Annotated in this window: 21 protein-coding genes; 17 read left to right on the forward strand and 4 right to left on the reverse strand. The window is 38.9% G+C overall.

Going from position 1 to position 20,945, the window contains the following annotated elements; translation table 11 throughout:
* The first annotated feature begins 11 nt into the window (after positions 1–11).
* Positions 12–980: an NlpC/P60 family protein gene (locus tag MKY07_RS03365; RefSeq protein ID WP_339263823.1), complete on the forward strand. Its 969-nt coding sequence runs from the start codon at positions 12–14 to the stop codon at positions 978–980.
* 313 nt (positions 981–1,293) lie between these two features.
* Complete coding sequence (locus MKY07_RS03370) at positions 1,294–1,845, forward strand: C40 family peptidase (RefSeq protein WP_008407374.1); 552 nt, start codon at positions 1,294–1,296, stop codon at positions 1,843–1,845.
* A gap of 486 nt (positions 1,846–2,331) precedes the next feature.
* Here MKY07_RS03370 and MKY07_RS03375 read toward each other — a convergent pair whose 3' ends face one another.
* Together MKY07_RS03375 and secA2 are read right to left on the reverse strand one after the other, a co-directional pair.
* A complete protein-coding gene (locus MKY07_RS03375) occupies positions 2,332–3,237 on the reverse strand; it encodes an accessory Sec system S-layer assembly protein (protein ID WP_339263824.1) in 906 nt (301 codons plus the stop codon).
* 3 nt (positions 3,238–3,240) lie between these two features.
* The gene (secA2, locus tag MKY07_RS03380) at positions 3,241–5,601 is read right to left on the reverse strand and encodes an accessory Sec system translocase SecA2 (RefSeq protein WP_339263825.1); all 2,361 of its coding nucleotides are present in this window, start codon (positions 5,599–5,601) and stop codon (positions 3,241–3,243) included.
* 350 nt (positions 5,602–5,951) lie between these two features.
* Between secA2 and MKY07_RS03385 the strand changes: the two genes are divergently transcribed.
* On the forward strand, positions 5,952–7,007 hold the full coding sequence (locus MKY07_RS03385) for an MraY family glycosyltransferase (protein ID WP_014824666.1): 1,056 nt from the start codon (positions 5,952–5,954) through the stop codon (positions 7,005–7,007).
* A gap of 321 nt (positions 7,008–7,328) precedes the next feature.
* On the opposite strand, the gene MKY07_RS03390 is transcribed toward MKY07_RS03385, so the two are convergent.
* Positions 7,329–8,378: an LCP family protein gene (locus MKY07_RS03390; RefSeq protein WP_065216550.1), complete on the reverse strand. Its 1,050-nt coding sequence runs from the start codon at positions 8,376–8,378 to the stop codon at positions 7,329–7,331.
* A gap of 141 nt (positions 8,379–8,519) precedes the next feature.
* Positions 8,520–9,155 (reverse strand): YigZ family protein, encoded by a 636-nt coding sequence (locus MKY07_RS03395; RefSeq protein WP_339263826.1) that lies wholly within the window; start codon positions 9,153–9,155, stop codon positions 8,520–8,522.
* Between the two features lie 161 nt (positions 9,156–9,316).
* On the opposite strand from MKY07_RS03395, the gene MKY07_RS03400 reads away from it, so the two are divergent.
* From MKY07_RS03400 to csrA, 14 genes are all read left to right on the forward strand, one after another.
* On the forward strand, positions 9,317–10,480 hold the full coding sequence (locus MKY07_RS03400) for a sensor histidine kinase (RefSeq protein ID WP_008407367.1): 1,164 nt from the start codon (positions 9,317–9,319) through the stop codon (positions 10,478–10,480).
* A 22-nt stretch (positions 10,481–10,502) separates the two neighbouring features.
* Positions 10,503–11,177 carry a response regulator transcription factor gene (locus MKY07_RS03405; RefSeq protein ID WP_008407366.1) on the forward strand — a complete coding sequence of 225 codons (675 nt, stop codon included), beginning with the start codon at positions 10,503–10,505 and terminating at the stop codon, positions 11,175–11,177.
* Between the two features lie 297 nt (positions 11,178–11,474).
* Entirely contained in the window at positions 11,475–11,990 is a 516-nt protein-coding gene (locus MKY07_RS03410; protein WP_339263827.1) for a nuclear transport factor 2 family protein, read from the forward strand.
* Positions 11,991–12,166: 176 nt separating this feature from the next.
* On the forward strand, positions 12,167–13,009 hold the full coding sequence (locus tag MKY07_RS03415; protein ID WP_339263828.1) for a DegV family protein: 843 nt from the start codon (positions 12,167–12,169) through the stop codon (positions 13,007–13,009).
* A gap of 280 nt (positions 13,010–13,289) precedes the next feature.
* Positions 13,290–14,756: a DEAD/DEAH box helicase family protein gene (locus MKY07_RS03420; RefSeq protein WP_339263829.1), complete on the forward strand. Its 1,467-nt coding sequence runs from the start codon at positions 13,290–13,292 to the stop codon at positions 14,754–14,756.
* Complete coding sequence (locus MKY07_RS03425) at positions 14,749–15,354, forward strand: ComF family protein (RefSeq protein WP_339263830.1); 606 nt, start codon at positions 14,749–14,751, stop codon at positions 15,352–15,354. The genes MKY07_RS03420 and MKY07_RS03425 overlap by 8 nt, the downstream gene beginning before the upstream one ends.
* 98 nt (positions 15,355–15,452) lie before the next feature.
* Positions 15,453–15,863: a TIGR03826 family flagellar region protein gene (locus tag MKY07_RS03430; protein ID WP_008407359.1), complete on the forward strand. Its 411-nt coding sequence runs from the start codon at positions 15,453–15,455 to the stop codon at positions 15,861–15,863.
* A 230-nt stretch (positions 15,864–16,093) separates the two neighbouring features.
* Positions 16,094–16,357 (forward strand): flagellar biosynthesis anti-sigma factor FlgM, encoded by a 264-nt coding sequence (gene flgM, locus MKY07_RS03435; protein WP_008407356.1) that lies wholly within the window; start codon positions 16,094–16,096, stop codon positions 16,355–16,357.
* A gap of 33 nt (positions 16,358–16,390) precedes the next feature.
* Positions 16,391–16,894, forward strand: coding sequence for a flagellar protein FlgN (locus MKY07_RS03440; RefSeq protein WP_339263833.1), 504 nt, complete (start codon positions 16,391–16,393; stop codon positions 16,892–16,894).
* 92 nt (positions 16,895–16,986) lie between these two features.
* Positions 16,987–18,528 (forward strand): flagellar hook-associated protein FlgK, encoded by a 1,542-nt coding sequence (flgK, locus tag MKY07_RS03445; protein WP_339263834.1) that lies wholly within the window; start codon positions 16,987–16,989, stop codon positions 18,526–18,528.
* Between the two features lie 28 nt (positions 18,529–18,556).
* Complete coding sequence (flgL, locus tag MKY07_RS03450) at positions 18,557–19,480, forward strand: flagellar hook-associated protein FlgL (RefSeq protein WP_339263835.1); 924 nt, start codon at positions 18,557–18,559, stop codon at positions 19,478–19,480.
* Positions 19,481–19,674: 194 nt separating this feature from the next.
* A complete protein-coding gene (locus tag MKY07_RS03455; RefSeq protein ID WP_339263836.1) occupies positions 19,675–20,241 on the forward strand; it encodes a DUF6470 family protein in 567 nt (188 codons plus the stop codon).
* 14 nt (positions 20,242–20,255) lie between these two features.
* The gene (gene fliW, locus MKY07_RS03460) at positions 20,256–20,699 is read left to right on the forward strand and encodes a flagellar assembly protein FliW (protein ID WP_339263837.1); all 444 of its coding nucleotides are present in this window, start codon (positions 20,256–20,258) and stop codon (positions 20,697–20,699) included.
* Positions 20,700–20,921, forward strand: a complete 222-nt coding sequence (gene csrA / locus MKY07_RS03465) for a carbon storage regulator CsrA (RefSeq protein ID WP_339263838.1) — start codon at positions 20,700–20,702, stop codon at positions 20,919–20,921. It abuts the gene before it with no gap.
* The last annotated feature ends 24 nt before the right edge of the window (positions 20,922–20,945 follow it).

Raw genomic sequence — 20,945 nt, forward strand, 5'->3', positions numbered from 1 at the left:
GGGGAGTTTTCATGTTGAATAATAAATGGAAGGTAGTGCTGACAGGTGTCACATTTTCACTTGCACTATTCATTGCACCCGATGCCCAAGCATCCACCTATACGGTGAAACATGGCGATACGTTAACAAAAATTGCGAAAGCTCACAACACGACGATTAATCAGCTTAGACAATGGAACAAACTATCCCAAGATCGCATTTTTATCGCACAAAAACTGGTCGTTGCACCAGCAAAAAGTGCAGTGAGCAAAACTGCGGCGGCAACTAAAACAACAGCTGTTTCAGTTGTAGAGGAAAAAGTCGAAACCCTGCAAAATTCAGTTTCTCATACCGTTATTAAAGGTGATAATTTAACAAAGATCGCTAAAAAGTATAGTATATCGGTAGCGAGTATTAAACAGCTGAACAATTTGAAAACGGATGCGATTAAAGTTGGCCAAAAGCTGACAATCAGCCAGCAATCAACTAAAGACTTAGCTGTTGAAGCGCCTTCTGCCAAAACAGTGGAAGCGGAAATTAATTTTAATCAAACGGCAGATGATGCGATTGAAAAACAGTTAAAGAAGGAAGTTGCAATGCCTGGGAAGGTTTCGCAACAAACAGAACACCTTTATGCACAAGCTATTGAAGCGGCTAATGCAGTATTAGGCACACCTTATAAATACGGCGGAACGACAACAGATGGATTTGACTGTAGCGGCTTTGTAAACTACATATTTAATTCAGTTGGTATCCAAATGGATCGTAAAAGCAGTCTTATGTATTTCGAACAGGATACGACAAAAGTGACGCACCCTGTACCGGGAGATTTAGTATTTTTCAAAAATACATTTATCCCAAATGTCTCACATATGGGTATTTATATTGGTAATGATGAATTTATCCATGCGGGTTCTAAGGGGATTACGGTTTCGAATGTCAAAGAAAAATATTGGGATGAGCGCTTTGTCGCATACAAACGCATTAATAATTTAAAATAAAATAGTGAAGAGCTAATAAGTGATGTTGAAAATTGCTTACTAGTTCTTTTTTTGTTACATAAATTCGTGATAATGTTACAAATGTTACAAAAAAGAGCTTGAATATTGGTTAATATTACAAATAATAGAGGTATTTGTTTGGGTAATAGTGTAAAAATCCTAATTAAAATAGGTTCTTTGGCAATGTTTGAAGTTATTTAAAAGCGGGTAAATGTAACTTTGTTGTTACATAACTGTAATGTCATTAAATATAATCTCGTGTTAACCTAATATCAGTTAAGTTTTCAGAAAATTTATTGGTTGGGGGAACACGATGGATTACTTAAAATTAATACGCAATACCGTACTAACTTTGGCAGCTGCCTTCGTAATTTTCTTCGCACCGGTGAATGAAAAGGAAGCTTCTGCAGAAGAATCTGCTTACTCGATTGATGAGTTAAAAGAAGTCTCTTCAAAATATTTAGGAGTTCGCTATTCATACGGCGGTACATCAGCAAAAGGCTTTGACTGCTCTGGCTATGTACGTCATGTCTTTAAAGAACTAGGCATTACATCACTGAATCGCACATCTTCAGATATGTATACGCAAGGTACGAAAGTTAAGAAAAGTGACCTTGAGCCAGGCGATTTAGTATTTTTCAACACATCAGGCAAACGCATCTCTCATGTAGGGATTTACATTGGTTCAGGAAAATTCATCCACGCTTCTACAAGCAAGGGTGTTATCAAAACAAGCATTAACGACAAATATTACTGGGGTAAAAAGTACGTAGGTGCTAAACGCATCGCCAACTTCTCAACAGAAGAAGCCCTTGTAGCAGATGCAGACGATTCAGATGTAGACAACACTCCAGAAGCAGAATAATACATAGCTTACACACACTACTACATACTGCATAATTCGTAATTATAATCTCTCACCTTTTATAGGGTGGGGGATTTTTTAGTGTGGTTTGGGCTTGGTAGTGCGGCTGAATGATAGATTGGGTTTCTATATTTTGAGGGGGGAAGCTAGAATTTTGGATGGCATTCTACTTTTAGAGCGGGGAATTTTCTCTATAAGTTTCGACGTGTTCCACATTATGAGCGCTTCGTTCTACATTAGCGCTGAAACTTTCCACATTTCCTGATTGAATGGCGAATAAAAAGTCGATGTTCTACTTTAAATGCGGAAATTTCTACATAAGTGCTGCTACTTTCTACATTCCGAGTGAAGCGTTCTACATTAGTGGTGAAAGTTTCCACAATAGATTCAAAATTTTCTACAATTCAAGACAGAAAAGAGTGCCACAAACCAAAAAACAGCACCCGGAAGGCAAATAAATGACTTCCAAATGCTGCATATTAAAAGCTATTGTGGCACGCGGGCTGTCCAGCGTGAAAGATCGATACCTTTAACTGTTACCAACTCTTTCGGGAAGATAAATGTCCATGGTTTTGTCGTATTAGGCTGTACTGTTAAGACAGGGGCTAATTTAAACGATCCTTTTGCCACTACGACATTGCGTGCATCCATAATTTCAAGAGGTAACTGTTCCAAGTTGATAGCTTTATCATGGCCGTTACGGATGAAAATAGAGGCGTGTAGGCTGCCGTCATTATTCATCTTCGCTTGTAATCCTGTAAAGTTCACTTCTGTTTTACCTAATTTCGGTAAGCTTTTCACGATTTCTGCCAATTTTTCTTGTTGATCATCTGGTAATTGTTTTTTCCATGTTTCATCCAAGTCTAATTGATGACCGCGTAATGAAAGTAAGTTGAATGAAATTTTCCAGCCTTCTTCAGGCACTTCTTCTGCAGTAATTGAAGAAGCAGGGAATGTGAAAATCCATGGACGTGCACTTTCTGCTGGGATCACGCCTAGCTCTTTAAAGTCAAAGTAATGTGAAGCGATTCGATTATCATCCTTATCTAAAATCAATAATTCGATTTCGCCTAATTCAATTGCTTCAGATAATGAAGAACGGAAAAATGCTTTTACATTCCATGAGCCGTTTGCCAGTGATGGCTCAATATTAATTGCTGCCAATGATAATTGATTTGGCTTTAATGGTGCTAAATCATTTGCCAGGAAGTTAAATACATACTTTTGCTCTTGTGGAACATCCCATTCAGGATGAAATGACAATTTTGTAATTACATCACGGTCCGCATCTTTTTTAGAATTTTCATCAGATGTTTTTACGACAGATGATGAATCTACAGCACTGTCTTTACCTACTTTGTCACCTTTTTTAAATAAATCAAATAAACCCATCTGCTATTCCTCCACATTCATCGTAATGTTTTTCATAAATGTTACAAGCTCTTCTACAATTTTGCGGCGAAGTTCCTGATAGTTTTTACCAAATAATTCAAGTCCTTCACGTTGATAAATTCGCATTGGATCTTCTTGTTGATAATGACGTAAACCGATTCCTTCTTTTAAGTGAGCCATTTGTTCTAGATGTTTAACCCACATATGATCGATGAAGCTTAACATGACTTGCGGAATAACTGCCATAATTTGTTCGTTTTCCTCAAAGCTTTCGATTACTGCCTTTAATTGCTTAACTGGAGGATCCATTGCATCTAGTAAATTTTTCACCTTTGTTTCATCACGATTTACTATGATTGGTTCAATAAATAAAGAGTTGACGGTTTTCTCCATTTTATCGAAATCCCACTCAGCAACATCCTTATCCTCGGGTGCATTTTCACGAACGGCAAAGTCCACTGTTTCATACATCATACGAACTAATAGAGGTATAATATCTTCGTTTTTTAAGACTCTGTCACGTAAATCGTAGACAATACGACGTTGATCATTAATCACATCATCCAGTTTTAAGTTATATTCACGCATAGAGAAGTGTGCGCCTTCAACGATACGCTGTGTACGTTCGATTAGCTCTGTCACTTCTTTGTTTTGAATAAGACCAATTTCGTCTGTTGTCATTTTCTTACGGAATTTCTCGACATCATCTTTTGCGAAACGTTTGAACATATCGTCTTCAATTGAAAGGATAAATCGAGTTTCACCTACGTCACCTTGACGACCGGAACGTCCGCGTAATTGGTTGTCGACACGACGGCTTTCATGCTTTTCAGTACCGATTACAAATAGACCGCCAAGCTCATCAACGCCTTTACCTAATACGATATCCGTTCCACGTCCAGCCATGTTTGTCGCAACGGTAATACGATTTTTTTGTCCGGCTTCCGAGATTAATTCAACCTCTTGTTCGACTGTTTTCGCATTTAATAATTGGAATTGTAATCCATGTTTTTTTAAATAATCCGCTACTTTTTCTGATTGCAAAATAGAAGTTGTCCCGATTAATACCGGTTGTCCTTTTTCATGGCGACGCAATACTTCCTGTGCCACATATTCGTATTTTTGCTCGATTTTTTCGAATACGATATCCGGTTGGTCAAGGCGTCGACGTGGACGGTTTGTCGGTATTTGAATAACACGCATACCGTAAACTTCTAAAATTTCCTTTTCCTGAGTTTTCGCAGTACCTGTCATCCCTGATAATTTCGGATACATACGGAAGTAGTTTTGAATTGTAACTTGTGCCTGTGCTTTGTTTTCCTCAGTGATTGTCACGCCTTCTTTCGCTTCAATCGCCTGATGTAAGCCGTCAGAAAGTGAACGACCTTCCATAATACGGCCAGTAAACATATCGACTAATTCGATTTTGTCATCACGTACGATGTAATCAACATCACACTCAAACATAACGTGTGCACGTACTGCCTGAATTACATAATGGTACAAAGTTTGATGTTCTAAATCGTATAAGTTGTCGACTCCAAATGCAGCTTCAACTTTTTCGATACCTTGATCTGTTAAAGAAGTCGCTTTCGTTTCGTCATCGAAATCATAATCTTCTTCAGCTTTGAAACGTTTCGCCAACATTGCAGCAATACGGTGCAGTTCTTCGTTTGCACCCATTTTACCCGCGATGATTAACGGTGTTTTCGCTTCGTCGATTAAGACAGAATCTACTTCATCGATAATCGCAAAGTGGTATGGACGCTGTACTTTATCGCCGATTGTATGGGCCATATTATCACGTAAGTAGTCGAAGCCGAATTCTGTACCGACACCATATGTAATATCCGCATTGTACGCTTCCTTTTTATCTGCAGGCTCCATCATTGGAACATTCAGTCCAACTGTTAACCCAAGGAAACGGTGAATTTGCCCGATTAATTCAAAGTCACGTTTTGCAAGGTAATCGTTTACCGTAATAACGTGTACACCTTTGCCTTCCAATGCACGCACGTAAGAAGGGAGTGAGGCAACAAGTGTTTTACCTTCACCTGTCGGCATTTCGGCAATATTACCTTCAGTCAGTACTAGACCGCCGATTAACTGCACATCAAAGTGGCGCATGTTTAATACACGTTTAGAAGCTTCACGGACAACAGCAAATGCATCAGGGATAATATCAACCAGCTGTGTTCCGTTTTCTAAACGCTCTTTAAATGTAAATGTCATATTTCGAAGTTCTTCGTCAGACATAGGACTATATGTTGCTTCGAGACTATTAATTTGCTCTACTGTTTTGTAGTATCTTTTTAGCTCTCGAGCACTTGTTTGCTCTTTATTACGTTTGAAAATTGAGAACATTATTTTACTCTCCTTTGAAATTGGCTACTTTAATATAGTAGACACTCCGTTATTTTATCAAATAATGCACAAAAAGACTACTGAACAAAAGGGAATTCATAGGAACAATATAAATAAATTGGATGAACTTCTCTTTTATAATATTAATTATTTGATTGTTTTGAAATATACTAGAAGAATGATAGATGTAAAATTTATGTGAGCGGAATAAATAGTGGAAGGAATTTGAGCTATATTTTATGAATTGTTCATGCTATACTTATGTTGAATAAAAATGTAGAGTTTTTAATGAATCTCCAAAAGGCGATTTATTGTAATGCTTAATACTACAAAAATTAAGGAGGAGAGACATGATTTACGTGTCTTTAATCGTAGCTTTTATTGCTGCTATTATACTAACTCCGCTTGTGAAGCGATTGGCTTTTCGCCTTGGAGCTGTAGATGCCCCGAACTATCGTAAAGTGCATGCTCGCATTATGCCACGATTAGGCGGTTTAGCAATTTTTGGTGCGTTTATGATCGGGATATTACTTTTAAAATTAGTCACGAACTTCGAAAGTGACTACTTATATGCAATTTTAATTGCCGCGACAATTATTGTAGCAACAGGTATTGTCGATGATATGCGGGAAATTTCCGCAAAGGCTAAGCTGCTTGGTCAAGTGATTGCTGCCTGCATCGTTGTATTTGTCGGCGGTATTCAAATTGATAATATTAACTTGCCGTTTGGTGGGGAACTGGAATTCGGCTGGTTAGGTATTCCGTTCACAATTATTTGGATTGTTGGTATTACTAATGCGATTAACTTAATCGATGGTCTTGATGGACTAGCTGCAGGTGTATCAACAATTGCGTTAATGACATTAGCCGTAATGGCAATGATCATGGGTAACGGTATTGTTATCGCAATGGCTGCAATTTTAGCTGCTGCAACAATTGGTTTCCTGTTTTTCAACTTCCACCCAGCGAAAATTTTCATGGGGGACACAGGTGCACTGTTTTTAGGATTTATGATATCGGTGCTCGCACTATTAGGTTTTAAAAACGTAGCAGTTATTTCATTCGTTATCCCGGTTATTATGCTGGGAGTTCCGATTTCCGATACATTCTTCGCGATCGTGCGTCGTTTACGTAGCGGTAAAAAGTGGTCAGATCCGGATAAATCGCATTTACACCACCGTTTACTGGATTTAGGATTCTCGCATCGTCAAACAGTGATGATTATTTATGCGATGGCTGCAATGTTCGGTCTCGCTGCTGTCATCTTCTCGATGGCAAAAGTATGGGGCGCAATTTTACTCATTGCCGTTATATTAGTGGCGATTGAGCTGTTCGTAGAAATTATCGGTCTCGCCGGCAAAAACTACAAACCATTGCTCAACCTCGTAAGAATATTTAATAAGTGAAAAGATCGAAACAAGTAAATGGCCTCGTGCCGTTTGCTTGTTTTTTGTTTTGGGGATTTATTTGCCAAGTTGTTGAATTTATTAGCACATTCACGGGGGGGAAGTGGAACAAAATGAAGTGAAACTAGAAAGTTCGGAAGCAAAAGTAGAAGTTTCTCGTGGGAATGTAGAAAAGTACACCTGAAAAGTAGAAAGTGCCAATTTATTAGCACATTCGCCGACGAAAGTAGAACAGAATGCCAGTCAACTCACCCCCCCTATACTAGTAGAAACGCCATATAAAAAACCAACCCCCGCATTACTTGCGGAGGTTGGTTTCGGTTATTGTGTATCGGAATTCGTTTTTGTTGTATAAGCTGAGTTGGATTGAGAGCTTGTGCCCGAAATGTTTGTCGATTCCGGAGTTAGCCCTAAATGACTTTTTAAAATATGGCTTGTTTCTGCAAGCGCTTCTTCATCCAGTTTGTAATAGTAAACACCAGTCGACATGTCGTCATAGCCTTCCAATGTCAATGTATCGATACGAGGCATGCCGTTTGTTAAATAGCTGAAGAAAGATTTCATCTCCGTAAATGTCATATCTGTCTTCATGTTGTTACCGACAGCGGATAAAATATCATCGTATTTTGAAAGTGATGTAAATGATGCTGCTTTAGAAGCGATCGCCTGAATGATTTCCTGCTGGCGTTTACCGCGTTCAATGTCATTGTCCTGTTTACGTGTACGGGCAAGTGCTAGTGCTTCACGGCCGTCCAATGTTTGCATTCCTGGCTGCAAGTTGACTGTGTTGCGGTCGAACTCATCTTTTTCAAGCATTGCGTATGGTACTTCTGCTTCAATGCCACCTAATGCATCGACAATATCGATGAAGGCATTAAAGTTTACACGCATATAGTAATCAATTGGGATATCAAATAATTCTTCTACAGTTTCAATTGAAGCAAGTGTGCCACCGCGCGCATGCGCATGGTTGATTTTATCGTTATATCCGATATGAGGGATGTAAACATATGAATCACGTGGGATACTCACTAGTTTAACTGTTTTCGTTTTATTGTTCAAAGTGGCAAGCAAAAGGGCATCAGTGCGTGAATTGTCTGCACCTTGACCGCGCTTATCACTATCATCGACACCTAAAATTAAAATAGATACATTGTCTTGGGCAGGCTCAACTTTTACTTCTCGCTGGTCCGACATTTTGCGGTCCTCGATTACTTCATATGCACTGTCTGCTGCATGTTCGGCTTGCTTCGTCAAATAGACACCGTATGCTGTTGCGCAAATTGCGAGTGAAAGAGTCAGAAGCATCGTAACTTTAAGAAATAATCTGAATTTCGAAGAGCCTTTCTTTTTATTTTGCCTTGTTTTCATAAAGATTCTCCTCTAGGTTAGGGATAGGTTACTATATTAAATTGGTTATTATAGTTAATTCGTAATCTTATCTAATATACTACATTCACCTTTTGTCGTAAAGTAACGAAATCTTGCATTATGATGACATTTATTTCGAGGTTATTCCTTCGAAAATTCGATGAAAAGCGCGTCTTCGTTTTTAATTGCTGCCTGGCCGTTTGTCAGTTCAGTAATCCAGTCGATAAATGTTTGCTCTTCTTCTTTTAAAACATGTACATAAATTTCTACATTTTCCGCATACTGAATATCATGAAGAAGGTAGTGGGAACTACGTATTTCATTTTCTAATTTCCCTAACCACACATAATCAATCTCAATTTTCATTAAATAATGCAATTTTCGCTCAACAACTTGGGCAGCTGCGATTCCTTCTGTTGTAGCTTTACTATATGCACGGATCAAACCGCCTCCGCCCAGCTTAATCCCGCCGAAATAGCGAGTAACGACAACAACCGTATCTTTTAAACCTTGTTTTTTAAGTACTTCTAACATAGGGACGCCAGCAGTACCGCTTGGTTCCCCGTCATCATTCGCTTTTTGGATCTGGTCATGCTCCCCGATCATATAGCAGGAGCAGTTATGGGTAGCCGATGCATGCATCTTTTTTATTTTATCTATAAAGAGAATCGCTTCTTCTTCTGTCTCAACGCGTTCTACATAAGTTAAAAAACGTGATTTTGATATGATGATTTCTGATTCTCCGTAACCTTTTACAGTAATGTAGTTATTTCTCATTATCGATTCTCCTTAATATTACAATTTGATTTCAAATTTGTGGTTATAATTTAACTTAAAAAATGATTTACTAATGATATAATATGTATGTACTATAATAGTAGGTTGCAAAGTAAAAAGATAGAGTAGTTCGCATTCTGACTAAGTAAGGTGGGGAAAAAGTGCTAGAAAACAATCAAATAGACATCGCCTCGCTTGATGTAATATTTAATCGAATGTTGGAAACTATTACAAGTTCAAAAGATGATGTATTTATTATAAGCGAACAAAGCCGCAGAAACTTTGAAGAAATGCAACAAGAGCTAGAAGTTGTGCGACATGAAATAAAGATTATAATAGATGAAAGTGATAACTTGGAAAAGTTGCTTCAATTGTCTAGACAGCGATTAGTCGTTGTAAGTAAAAGTTTCAATAATCATTCAGAAGAGCAAATACGTGCAGCTTATGAAAATACAAGTAACTTACAATTAAAGGTCTCCCTTTGCCGGGAGCGCGAAAAGCAGCTAAGAGATAAGCGTGACGATTTGGAAAGGCGCCTGCGCACACTTTATGATACGATTGAAAGAGCGGATCATATTGTGAACCAAGTGAATGTTGTTATCAATTTTTTGACGACCGACCTGAAAAATGTCGGAGCAGCACTGGAACAGGCGAAGATCAAACAAGATTTTGGCATACGTATTATCGCAGCCCAGGAAGAAGAACGAAAACGTTTATCGCGTGAAATTCATGATGGGCCTGCACAAATGATGGCGAATGTGCTGATGCGTTCGAATTTAATTGACCGCACTTTCCGAGAAAAAGGAGCAGACGCCGCTTTAAAAGAAATTCATGACTTGAAAATAAGCGTTCGCAACGCCTTATCAGAAGTACGCCGCATTATTTATGATTTACGTCCAATGGCACTCGATGATTTAGGTATTGATCCAACATTGAAAAAGTATTTATCTACGATTATGGAATACAATCCAGGTGTTGAGATTCAGTTCCTTTCATATAATAACGAGCGCAGAATCCCTACAGATTATGAGGTGGCCGTTTTCCGTTTAGTGCAGGAAAGTGTAAACAATGCATTGAAACACGGAAAGCCGAACCTGATTATTGTTAAACTTGAGTGGTTATGTGACGAAATTAATGTTGTAGTAAAAGATAATGGGGTTGGATTTGATACGGAAAGCGCTCGTGAAGGATCTTTCGGTATTATAGGAATGAAAGAAAGAATTGATCTGCTGAAAGGTTCTTTGAAAATTAGCAGCAGCATCGGTAAAGGAACAACAATTTTAATGAAAATTCCATTGCCGACAAAAGATGAAGAGATAAGATAGCAGAATTCCAGGGGGTTTCGAAATGACGAAAATTATTATTGTAGATGATCACCAATTATTCCGTGAAGGGGTAAAACGTATTTTAGATTTTGAAGACACATTCGAGGTTGTTGCTGAAGGTGATGACGGTACAGATATCGTAAACTTGTATGAACAAAACGAACCGGATGTTGTATTAATGGATATTAATATGCCAGGTAAAAACGGTGTAGAGGCGACAGCTGATTTAATCGCTGTATATCCGGATGCGAAAGTAATGGTTTTATCAATTCATGATGATGAATCTTATGTAACACACGCATTAAAATCAGGTGCCCTTGGCTATATGCTGAAGGAAATGGATGCCGATGAAATCGTTGAAGCAATCAAAGTTGTTTCAAACGGTGGTTCATACCTGCACCCGAAAGTAACGAAAAATCTGGTTGCGGAATTCCGCCGTCTTTCAGAGCACGAAAACAAAGGTAATTTCCACCAAACAGAAATTCGCCGTCCATTCCACTTATTAACGAAGCGTGAATGCGAAGTGCTTCAATTATTAACAGATGGCCAATCAAACCGTACAATCGGTGAGACATTATTCATCTCGGAAAAAACGGTTAAAAACCATGTATCAAGTATTTTACAAAAAATGAATGTTAATGACCGTACACAAGCAGTTGTAACAGCAATCAAAAACGGCTGGGTAGAAGTACGTTAATTACATATTATACGTTAAAACAGGGATTCGAACTCGTCTCCCTGTTTTTATTTTTGCATATTATTACCGATTAATAAATAGTTATAGCCGCGTAATCTATGAAACATCTGTGAACAAGATTCGTCCTAATGTTTTGAAGACGATAGCAAATAATTCGAACATCGAATTTTTACGCTGCTAAAGAAGGTATTCGTTTTCAATGAAATCAGCATAAGAAAACATTATTCGTGCTATTTAATACAAGATGTGTTTTTCTAATATTTTGTGCTAAAATGTTTTGCGGGAGGTTGTAAAATTATGAAAAAATGGTTGGTAGCTGTACTGGCGGTTTTTGTACTGGCAGCTTGCGGGGATAAACAAGAAGCTTCACCTGAAAATCTGCAGAAAACGATCGACGAAGGTACTGTAGGTTTTGAAATGATGGGAGATTCGATTGAAGAAGCTACAGATGTCCCGGAGGAAGAAAAAAATAATATTATCACTGCTTTTAATGAGTATATTGCAGCCTTTAATGAAAAAGATTTAGAACGTTATAAAAATATAATTTCAAAAAATGCGACAGGCTTTAATTATGATGAAGACATTGAGGCGGTTTCCGATGTGTTTAATCAATATGATGTAAAACGTACGGCTGAAGATATTACGATTGTTAAATATAGTGGCGAAGAAGCCCAAGTATTTTCCAATTTAAAGACCGAAACGAAAGAAATAGACACAGGTGCCGAACTATCAGGTGTCGGCCGCCAAGTAACGGTATTTAAGAAGGAAGACAGCTGGAAAGTTTCAAGTATCTATTATATCGGTAGTGAATAAAAACTTATCTTCTATAATATAAAGTAAAAACGTCTTGTGCGAATCGATGCCAAGATGTTTTTTTCATATAGCGATGAGGTTGAGACAGCGGGAAGTTCCCTATAAGAATGGCAATTTACCGTTCACAATTATAGTGAGTTCATGTAAACTAATGAACATAGGAGAGTGGGAGAGCGATGAAAACAGCAATTGTTACAGATAGTACAGCCTATTTAACACTTGAAGAACGAAATTCGTACAATGTCCATATGATTCCTCTAAGTGTCAACATTGAAGGAACATTTTACGATGAAGAAATCGATATTACAGCATCTGAATTTTACGACCGTGTGCGCGGTGCAGCGGAGTTTCCGAAAACGACGCAGCCCTCTGTCGGAAAATTTGTCGAGCTTTATGAAACATTAGGTAAGGATTATGATGAAATTGTAACGATTCACTTATCAAGCGGAATTAGTGGAACTTTCCAAGGCGCGGTCCAAGCGGGCGCAATGGTGGAAGGTGTAAACGTTCACGCTTTTGATTCGGAAGTTGCCGCCTACTTGCAAGGCTTTTATGTAAAAGAAGCTGCTAAACTAGCGTTGGAAGGCGCTTCAGGCGAGCAAATTATGACACACTTAAACGATCTGAAAAACACGATGGATGATTACATTATTGTTGATGATCTGCAGCATCTGCAGCGCGGCGGTCGCTTATCAGCGGCAGCGGCATTGATCGGGGGATTGCTTCAAGTAAAACCGATTTTAACTTTCCAGAACAAAGTCATCGTGCCATTCGAAAAAATCCGTACACGCAAAAAAGCACTACGCCGAGTGGAAGAACAACTCGCTTCAGCAGTAGAAAAGCACGGCGCTCTTCAAGCAACAGTCATTCACGCCAACTGTGAGGATGAAGCCCGCGAATGGATGAAATCTCTTGAAGCGGCTTACCCAACAGTCGACTTCACGCTAAGCTACTTCGGTCCGGTCATCGGCACGCACCTAGGTGAAGGTGCAATGGCAATGGGATGGATTAAGAAATAATTTGTTTTAAGCTTAACAGTCACTACTTCTAAGGGAGTTAGTGACTGTTTTTTGAATTGTGGGCAGGTGGGCGGTGGAATTAGAAGTTCGTGGCTGGAAAGTAGAACTTTGGCCGTGAAAAGTAGAAAGTCACAAGGCGAAAGTGGAACGTGAGCCCCTGAAAGTAGAATATGAAGAGGGAAATGTAACCTATAGTATCAAAAGTAGAATAGTCCGAGGTACTTCATTAGCAATAATTGATTATCAACAACTTCTGAAAATAAATAAAGGAGCGAAAATTATGTTAACAACAACCTCAATAAACAAATGTTATCGACTTCTCAAACTCTTCGTTTTAAACCACTCCAGTGACTCAAATATACTCAATTATCCAACCCACACCCGATACACTGGACTCATCCCCGAACCGGCAATCGTAAATTTCTTCACTGGCCGAATCTGGTCGCGCCGTCATACACCATTTCCCCAGCAAAAAATTGACACCTACATCAACCACGGCTATTTTGAAACAACCCCAGCTGTCATCACAGCACCCAAGCTTATTTGCCGTCGTTGTCTAAATGAACAACCATATAAATTTGTTTCTTTTCCCTGTGCCAAGTGTCAAAAAATCTGTCACTATTGCCGGCACTGTATTACGATGGGGCGAATGTGCAGCTGTGATGAGCTAATTTTGTGGAAAAGAGCGAAAACTCGGAAATCAAAATCGCCAGTTCAGTTTTCATGGACCGGCAACCTTACCCCTCATCAGCAAAAAGCGGCGGATGAACTCACCCGAAGTATTTCACAAAACAGAAATCACCTTTTGGAAGCAGTTTGTGGTGCTGGTAAAACAGAGATTCTTTTTACTGCAATATACGATTCGCTGAAAGCAGGTAAAAGAGTTTGTGTAGCAACGCCTAGAACCGATGTAGTCCTAGAATTGTATCCTCGTTTTCAACAAGTGTTCCAAAAGATTACGATCCATGCACTATACGGCGGCGCGGAAAATAACGCCGAGTTTGCGCAGATTGTTCTGGCGACAACACATCAGTTGTATCGGTTTGAAAATGCGTTTGATGTCATGATTGTTGATGAAGCGGACGCTTTTCCGTATACCTATGACGAAGCGTTGCAGCGTGCGGTCGTGAAAGCAAAAAAGGCGGATGCCCCGATTGCATTTGTTACCGCCACTCCTTCAAACAAACTGCTCCTTCAGCAAAAAAGAGAAAAATGGGGCTACTCATTTATAGCAAGAAGATACCATGGCCATGTCTTGCCAGTGCCAAGATTCCAGTCCTTATGGAATTATGAAAAAGCCTTTCAGAAAAATAAAATCCCTCAAAAGCTTCATATATGGGTCAAGCAAAGAATCCAGGAAAACGAGCCATTCCTCATCTTCTTTCCAACAATCGAATTAATGGAACAAGCAACACCCTTGTTTCAAAAAATAGAATCTACCATTGAAAGTGTCCATTCCGAAGATCCTAACCGAAAAGAGAAAGTCCTGCAATTGCGCAATGAACACCGAAAAGGTTTATTGACTACGACTATATTGGAGCGCGGAGTCACGATTAAAAATATTCAGGTCGCTGTAGTCGGTACGGAAAATCCTGTCTTTACCTCCAGTGCCCTTATTCAAATTAGCGGGAGAGTCGGTCGGAATGTGCAGTATCCTACAGGCGATATTGTGTTTTTCCACCATGGCATCGCGATGGAAATGGATAGGGCACGAGCTAAAATAAAGGAGATGAACTGCCATGAATAAACCGATATCGAATTGCCTCTTATGTGATCGCGAGCTTCAGCAAAGCATTGGCTGGAAAGAACTGCTGCTAAAAATACTGCCTCAGACAATCTGCTCGCGCTGTGAACAACGCTTTCAACGAATCGACCAGCAACAGGAAGAGGGGGTCGTATCTTTATTCCATTATAATGAAGCGATGAAAGATTATTTGCACCGTTATAAGTTTCAGCACGATATACTCCTTGCGAAAGTATTCAATAAAATCCTCCATGAACAGCTAAAAAATGAAACCCGCCTCATTATCCCTATCCCAATGCATCCCGAAAACTTGCGATTAAGAACGTTTGCACATATCGATGAATTGCTAAAGGCGGCGAATATCCCCTTTGCCCACCATTTAACAAAGCTTTCAAAGGAGCAGCAATCACTGAAAACACGGGAAGTGCGGCTGCAAACCCCACAACTTTTTGAAGTTATCAATCCTACTGCAATAAAAGATAAAAGTTTACTTGTAGTTGACGATATTTATACTACAGGGACAACATTAAACCATGCGAAAAAGGCGCTGCTCGAAGCCGGTGCGAAAACAGTGGACGGATTCACATTAATCCATGGGTAAAATATAGTGCCTATTAAGATATTGGAAAGTTTTCAAACAAAGTTATCGAAGTATTTTGTATAATAATGAAAAGTAGATACGAAGAAGGAGGGCTCAAAATGGCGGAATTAAGAAATTGCCCGGAATGTAATGCTTTTTTTAACTACACTGGCTTGAGGGAAGTTTGTCATAACTGTGCGCAAAAAGAAGAGGACTTGTATCAGGAGGTGTATCGTTTCCTGCGTAAGCGCGAAAACCGTGCAGCAAATGTTGATCGTATTGTGGAGGCGACTGGGGTTGAGCGGGACTTGCTTTATAAATGGGTCCGAAAAGGGCGTCTCCACCCGGCGATGTTTCCAAACCTGGGTTACCCATGTGATAACTGCGGAAGAATAACAAATTCAGGGAAGCTATGTGAAAAATGTAAAAATGATTTAAAATCTGAATTGCGGACATTTGATGCAGCAAAAGAATTTCGAGATGATATTGAACGTCGTGAGCGTGCAACATATCTTTCCGGAAAAAAATAAGTGCCTAAAACGGAGTCGTTTAAATAGGACTTCGTTTTTATTTTCAGTAAAATGAGCATAATAATATACTACATAAGTCCAATTTTTTGCAATAGAGCATAAACAATTGGTAGAAGCAGTCGAAATATAAAGTAGACGAAGCTTTTAACTTTATTTTGCTGTAATAAGTTTAAGCCCCGAGCAATAAGCCGAATCGAGGCGTAACTGATTTTAAGAGGAGGTCTATAAATATGAAGATTAATCCAATAGGTTTACAAGCGATCAATAATTACAATAAGCAAGCACGTCCTGTAAAAACAGAAGAAACTAAAAAAACATTTGCAGACCAGATCGAAATTTCAACAAAAGCAAAAGAGATGCAGGCCAATTCGACCTATGCAAATGAGCGTGCAGAACGTGTGAAAAAGATTAAAGAAGATATTGATTCTGGAAACTACAAAGTAGACGCAAAGCAGGTTGCAGAGGACATGCTGAAATTCTATCGAGGGAAATAACAGAAATTTTACGAGCAAGGGAGCGCTAAATACATGTCAATTGCCAATATTGTCGTCACGCTGGAAAAGCTAGAGAAAATGCATAAAAGTCTGCTGGAACTAGCGCTTGCGAAAACGGAATACATTAAGCAAGGTGATATGGAAAAGCTTGATCAGCTCATCAAAAATGAGCAGTCACATGTAGCGGCGATTAATACAATTGAGCAACAGCGTCAGGCGATGGTAACGGATTACCTCCGAGCAAAAGGAATTGCTCTCACTGACACATCATCTGTTGCCGATGTGATAACAGCCGCTGAAAACAGCGAATCCACTGAAAAATTGATTAATGTACGCGAACGTTTAATAGCGTTGCTGAATCAATTAAAGATGCAAAATGATTTGAATCAGAAACTGGTCATGAACTCACTGCAGTTTATTAACATAACATTGGATGCAATGCGCCCACAGCAAAATGAGCAGTTCAATTATTCCGGTGCACAAATACGTGGGAATAAAGAAGGGGCTAAACGATCATTCAATGAATTTAAAGCCTAATCGCATGTAAGCTTCCGCATGCTGCGGAGGCAATACATGCGATTTTTTATTGATACTGTACAGAAACTACACACTAAAAGGGAGGTCCTACAATGCGTTCAACATTTATGGGACTTGAAGCAAGTAAGCGCGGACTTTACACGCAGCAATCAGCACTTTATACAACAGGACATAACATTTCAAATGCCAATACACTCGGCTATACTCGCCAACGCGTTAATATGGAAACAACACCGGGATTCCCAAGTCCGGGTTTAAATACAGGTAAAACAGCAGGTCATATCGGGACAGGGGTGCAGGCGCATTCCGTACAGCGTATTCGTGATGAATTTATCGACCGCCAATATCGCCAAGAAACAAATAAATTGGGCTACTGGCAATCGACAACAAAATCAATCTCTCAAATGGAAGATATTATGTCCGAACCTTCTGAATTTGGGCTTAACCAGGCATTCACTGAATTTTGGAAATCAATGGAAGACATCGTGACAAATCCAAAAGATACAGCAGCACGCCAAGTAATGATTTCAAAAGGTCAATCTTTGGCAGAATCATTCAACTATATCGATGCTCAGCTAAAGCAAATTCAAGGAAATATCGGGAATGAAATTAATGTAAAAACGAAAGAAGTTAATAATATTTTAAAGCAAATTGCTGATTTAAATGGTCAAATTCAAGCGGTAGAGCCAAATGGTTATATGCCGAATGACCTTTATGATGCACGTGATGCATTGGTGGATAAGTTAAACGATATTATTCCGGTATCAATTACGGCTGAAAAATCTGGTGGTAATGCTTTAGCAATTGCAGAAGGGAGTATGACAATTTCCTTTAAAACAACAGACGGCCAATCGATTACTCTTGTTAAAGGGAAAGAATATGCAGCACTTTCGACAAATAATGCAACAGGCGCAATCACCGGTGATGTAGATGCGAATGGTGAATATCCGGAGTTCGATAATATTTCTATTTCGGGATTGTCAAGTAATCATGAAAAAAATCCGCCGACAGCCAATGTTGCAACTGTGAATTATAATCAGCTTGAATCTTCAAAAGGTTCTTTAGTGTCGTTGATTGATGCATTTGGTCACAGTAACGGAGAAGGCATATATCCAGAAATGTTATCACAGTTAGATCTTTTGGCAAATGAATTTATTGAGAAATTCAATGCAGTACATGAAGACGGATTTGATTTAAATGGTGATAAAGGTAAGCCATTCTTCTCGGGCACTTCAGCGAAGGATTTTAAAGTTGTTACTACAAAACCAAGTGAAGTTGCTGCTTCTAGTGAGGAAAATGAAGTAGGTAACAACCAAAATATGTTAAAGCTTTCTGAACTGCAATCCAAAGTTCAAACAGCTCTGCAAGGTGGTACGTTCCAATCCTTCTATAAATCTTTAGTTGGTGATTTAGGAGTTAAAGGTCAACAAGCAGTAACATTAGAATACAACTCAATAACTTTGCGTCTGCAAAATGAAAATAATCGTGCATCCCATAACTCAGTTTCACTAGATGAAGAGATGACGAATATGATTACTTTCCAACAAGCCTACAATGCCAACGCACGTATGATTACAGTTATCGACGAAACATTAGACAAAATCATTAACGGAATGGGCCGTGCAGGTTTATAATCCATACTAGAAAGAAGGGAATAATACGATGCGCGTAACACAATCGATGCTCTCTAGTAATATGCTTCGTAACTTAAATAATAGTTATAATAAAATGGCTAAATACCAAGAACAATTAAATTCAGGAAGTATAATTAACCGACCTTCCGATGATCCAGTAGTAGCTGTAAAAGGAATGGGATATCGCATTGACCTAGATAAAAATGCACAATACCAACGTAATATGAGGGAAGCAAATACTTGGTTAGATTCAACAGATGAAGCGTTAGATCAAGTAGGAACATCTCTTATTCGTGTAAAAGAGTTAATTGTTCAAGCAGCGAATGATACAATTACTACCGAGGATCGTCAAAAAATCAATCAGGAAATTTCGCAAATCAAACAACATATTCAAGATTTAGGGAACACAAAAGTTGGGGAAAATTATATTTTCTCCGGGACACATACTAGTAGCCCCTTGTTTGATGAAAACGGTGAAATTCAAAATGGTCCTAATTTCACGGGAATGGGTAAGGAAATTGAGATTAATGTGTTCGATGGAATCTCAATGCCTATTAATGTAACGGGTGCAGAACTATTTGGAGGAGTAAAAAACTTCATGAACGAGCTCGACTCTCTTTTAAATAACGGAGCTACAAGTGAAGAAATCGGTAATGCACTAGGCGTTGATTTTACAGCAGGAGGCACTGCAAATATTCCAGGACTTGATTCATTAAATGAAAAGGTACTGGTAAAGCGCGCAGAAGTCGGCGCAAAGCAAAATCGTGTTGAGTTAATGGAAAGTCGTCTGCAAATGCAAGAAGTAAACGTAACAAAGCAAATGTCTGAAAACGAAGATACAGACTATGCAAAAACGATTACAGATATGGTAACAGCTGAATCTATCCATCAAGCTGCCCTCTCTGTAGGCGCCAAAATTATTCAGCAAACTCTAGTAGATTTCATCCGTTAATGAAATCTACTAGAGTTCTGCGCCGAAAGCAAAGCGGCAGGCGCAAACATAATTAATTTAACAGTAGATTTCATCCGTTAATGAAATCTACTAGAGTACTGAACTCGCAATATTGCGTAAAATACAGAAAATACTTATAAACAAAGCGTTTGGATAATCTCCAAACGCTTTTATTGAAAAAGGGAGGAACAAGGATGCGATTCCCGCAAATTCAAATATCAAAAACTGATATTCAAATGGATTATTCAATTACGAAGCCTTTCCAACGAATCCAACAGCCACAAGCAGATTTAAGTATATCCCAGCCAGCAGCAACAGTCGAAATCAATACGACTAACGCACGACTCAATATTAATATGGATCAAATGTGGCGTGATTTAGGGATGAAGCCAGTAGGGGAATTCATTAAAGAATATGCACAAATGGGACGCCAAGAAATGTTGAAGGGAATGTCCAGACGAATGGGGGAAGGCCGTCAAATCATGATGAGTGCAGGGAAAGAACAAGGTCGAACGACGATTCAAAATCTCGCGAAGCAAAGTCATGGCCCCGAACGGCCAGGTCCATATAATATCAAGTTTATTCCCTCCATCGGCTCAGTAAAAGTAAACATCACACCAGGAACAACAGATATTAACATTCAGCAAAACGAACCGAAAATTGCCGTAAAGGTGAACAAGCCACAAATGGACTTCACTTATGGGAAAGTCAGTGGGGAAATGATGGTAAGGCCGGCTGTACAAATTGATGTCGTCGCTTAAAAGGAGCAGAATACATGAAAATTAAAACAAAATTCTTAGGCGAAGTTGAAATAGAGCAATCAGAAATACTTACATTTGAAAATGGTCTACCCGGGTTTCAAGAATATACGGAATTCATCCTTTTAGGCTTAGATGCAGATTTACCTATTGCATTATTACAGTCTACAGAAAAGGAGCAAATCGGTTTTGTAGTAGGGTATCCATTTGCATTTAAACATGATTATGCATTTGATTTAAGCGAGGAAGACAAAGAGCAACTACAGTTAGAAGATGAAAGTGAAGTAGCTTCATATACAGTCATTACACTGAAAGAAAATTTCGCGGAATCTACAATAAATTTAATGGCACCTATTATTATTAATACGAAGCAGAAGCTCGGCAAACAAATTGTTCTACAAGATAGTGAAAAGTATCCACTTCGTTATAAAATCTCTATAGCTGAAGGAAGTGGGAAATAAATGCTAGTCCTATCTCGAAAAAAAGGCGAAACAATAATGATTGGTGATCAAATTGAAGTAAAAGTAATTTCTGTTGAGGGAGATCAGGTAAAGTTAGGCATCTTAGCTCCGGAATCTGTAAAAGTACATCGTTCAGAAGTGTTTGAGGCGATACAACAGCAGAATAAAGAAGCATTGGCTAGTTCAGTCGATGCATTGAAGCAGTTTAAGCTTAAGCAGTAATATGAAAAAGCCTTGTAGAAAGTG

Origin of the sequence: Solibacillus sp. FSL W7-1472 (genome assembly GCF_037969775.1) — a bacterium.
Lineage (GTDB): Bacteria > Bacillota > Bacilli > Bacillales_A > Planococcaceae > Solibacillus > Solibacillus silvestris.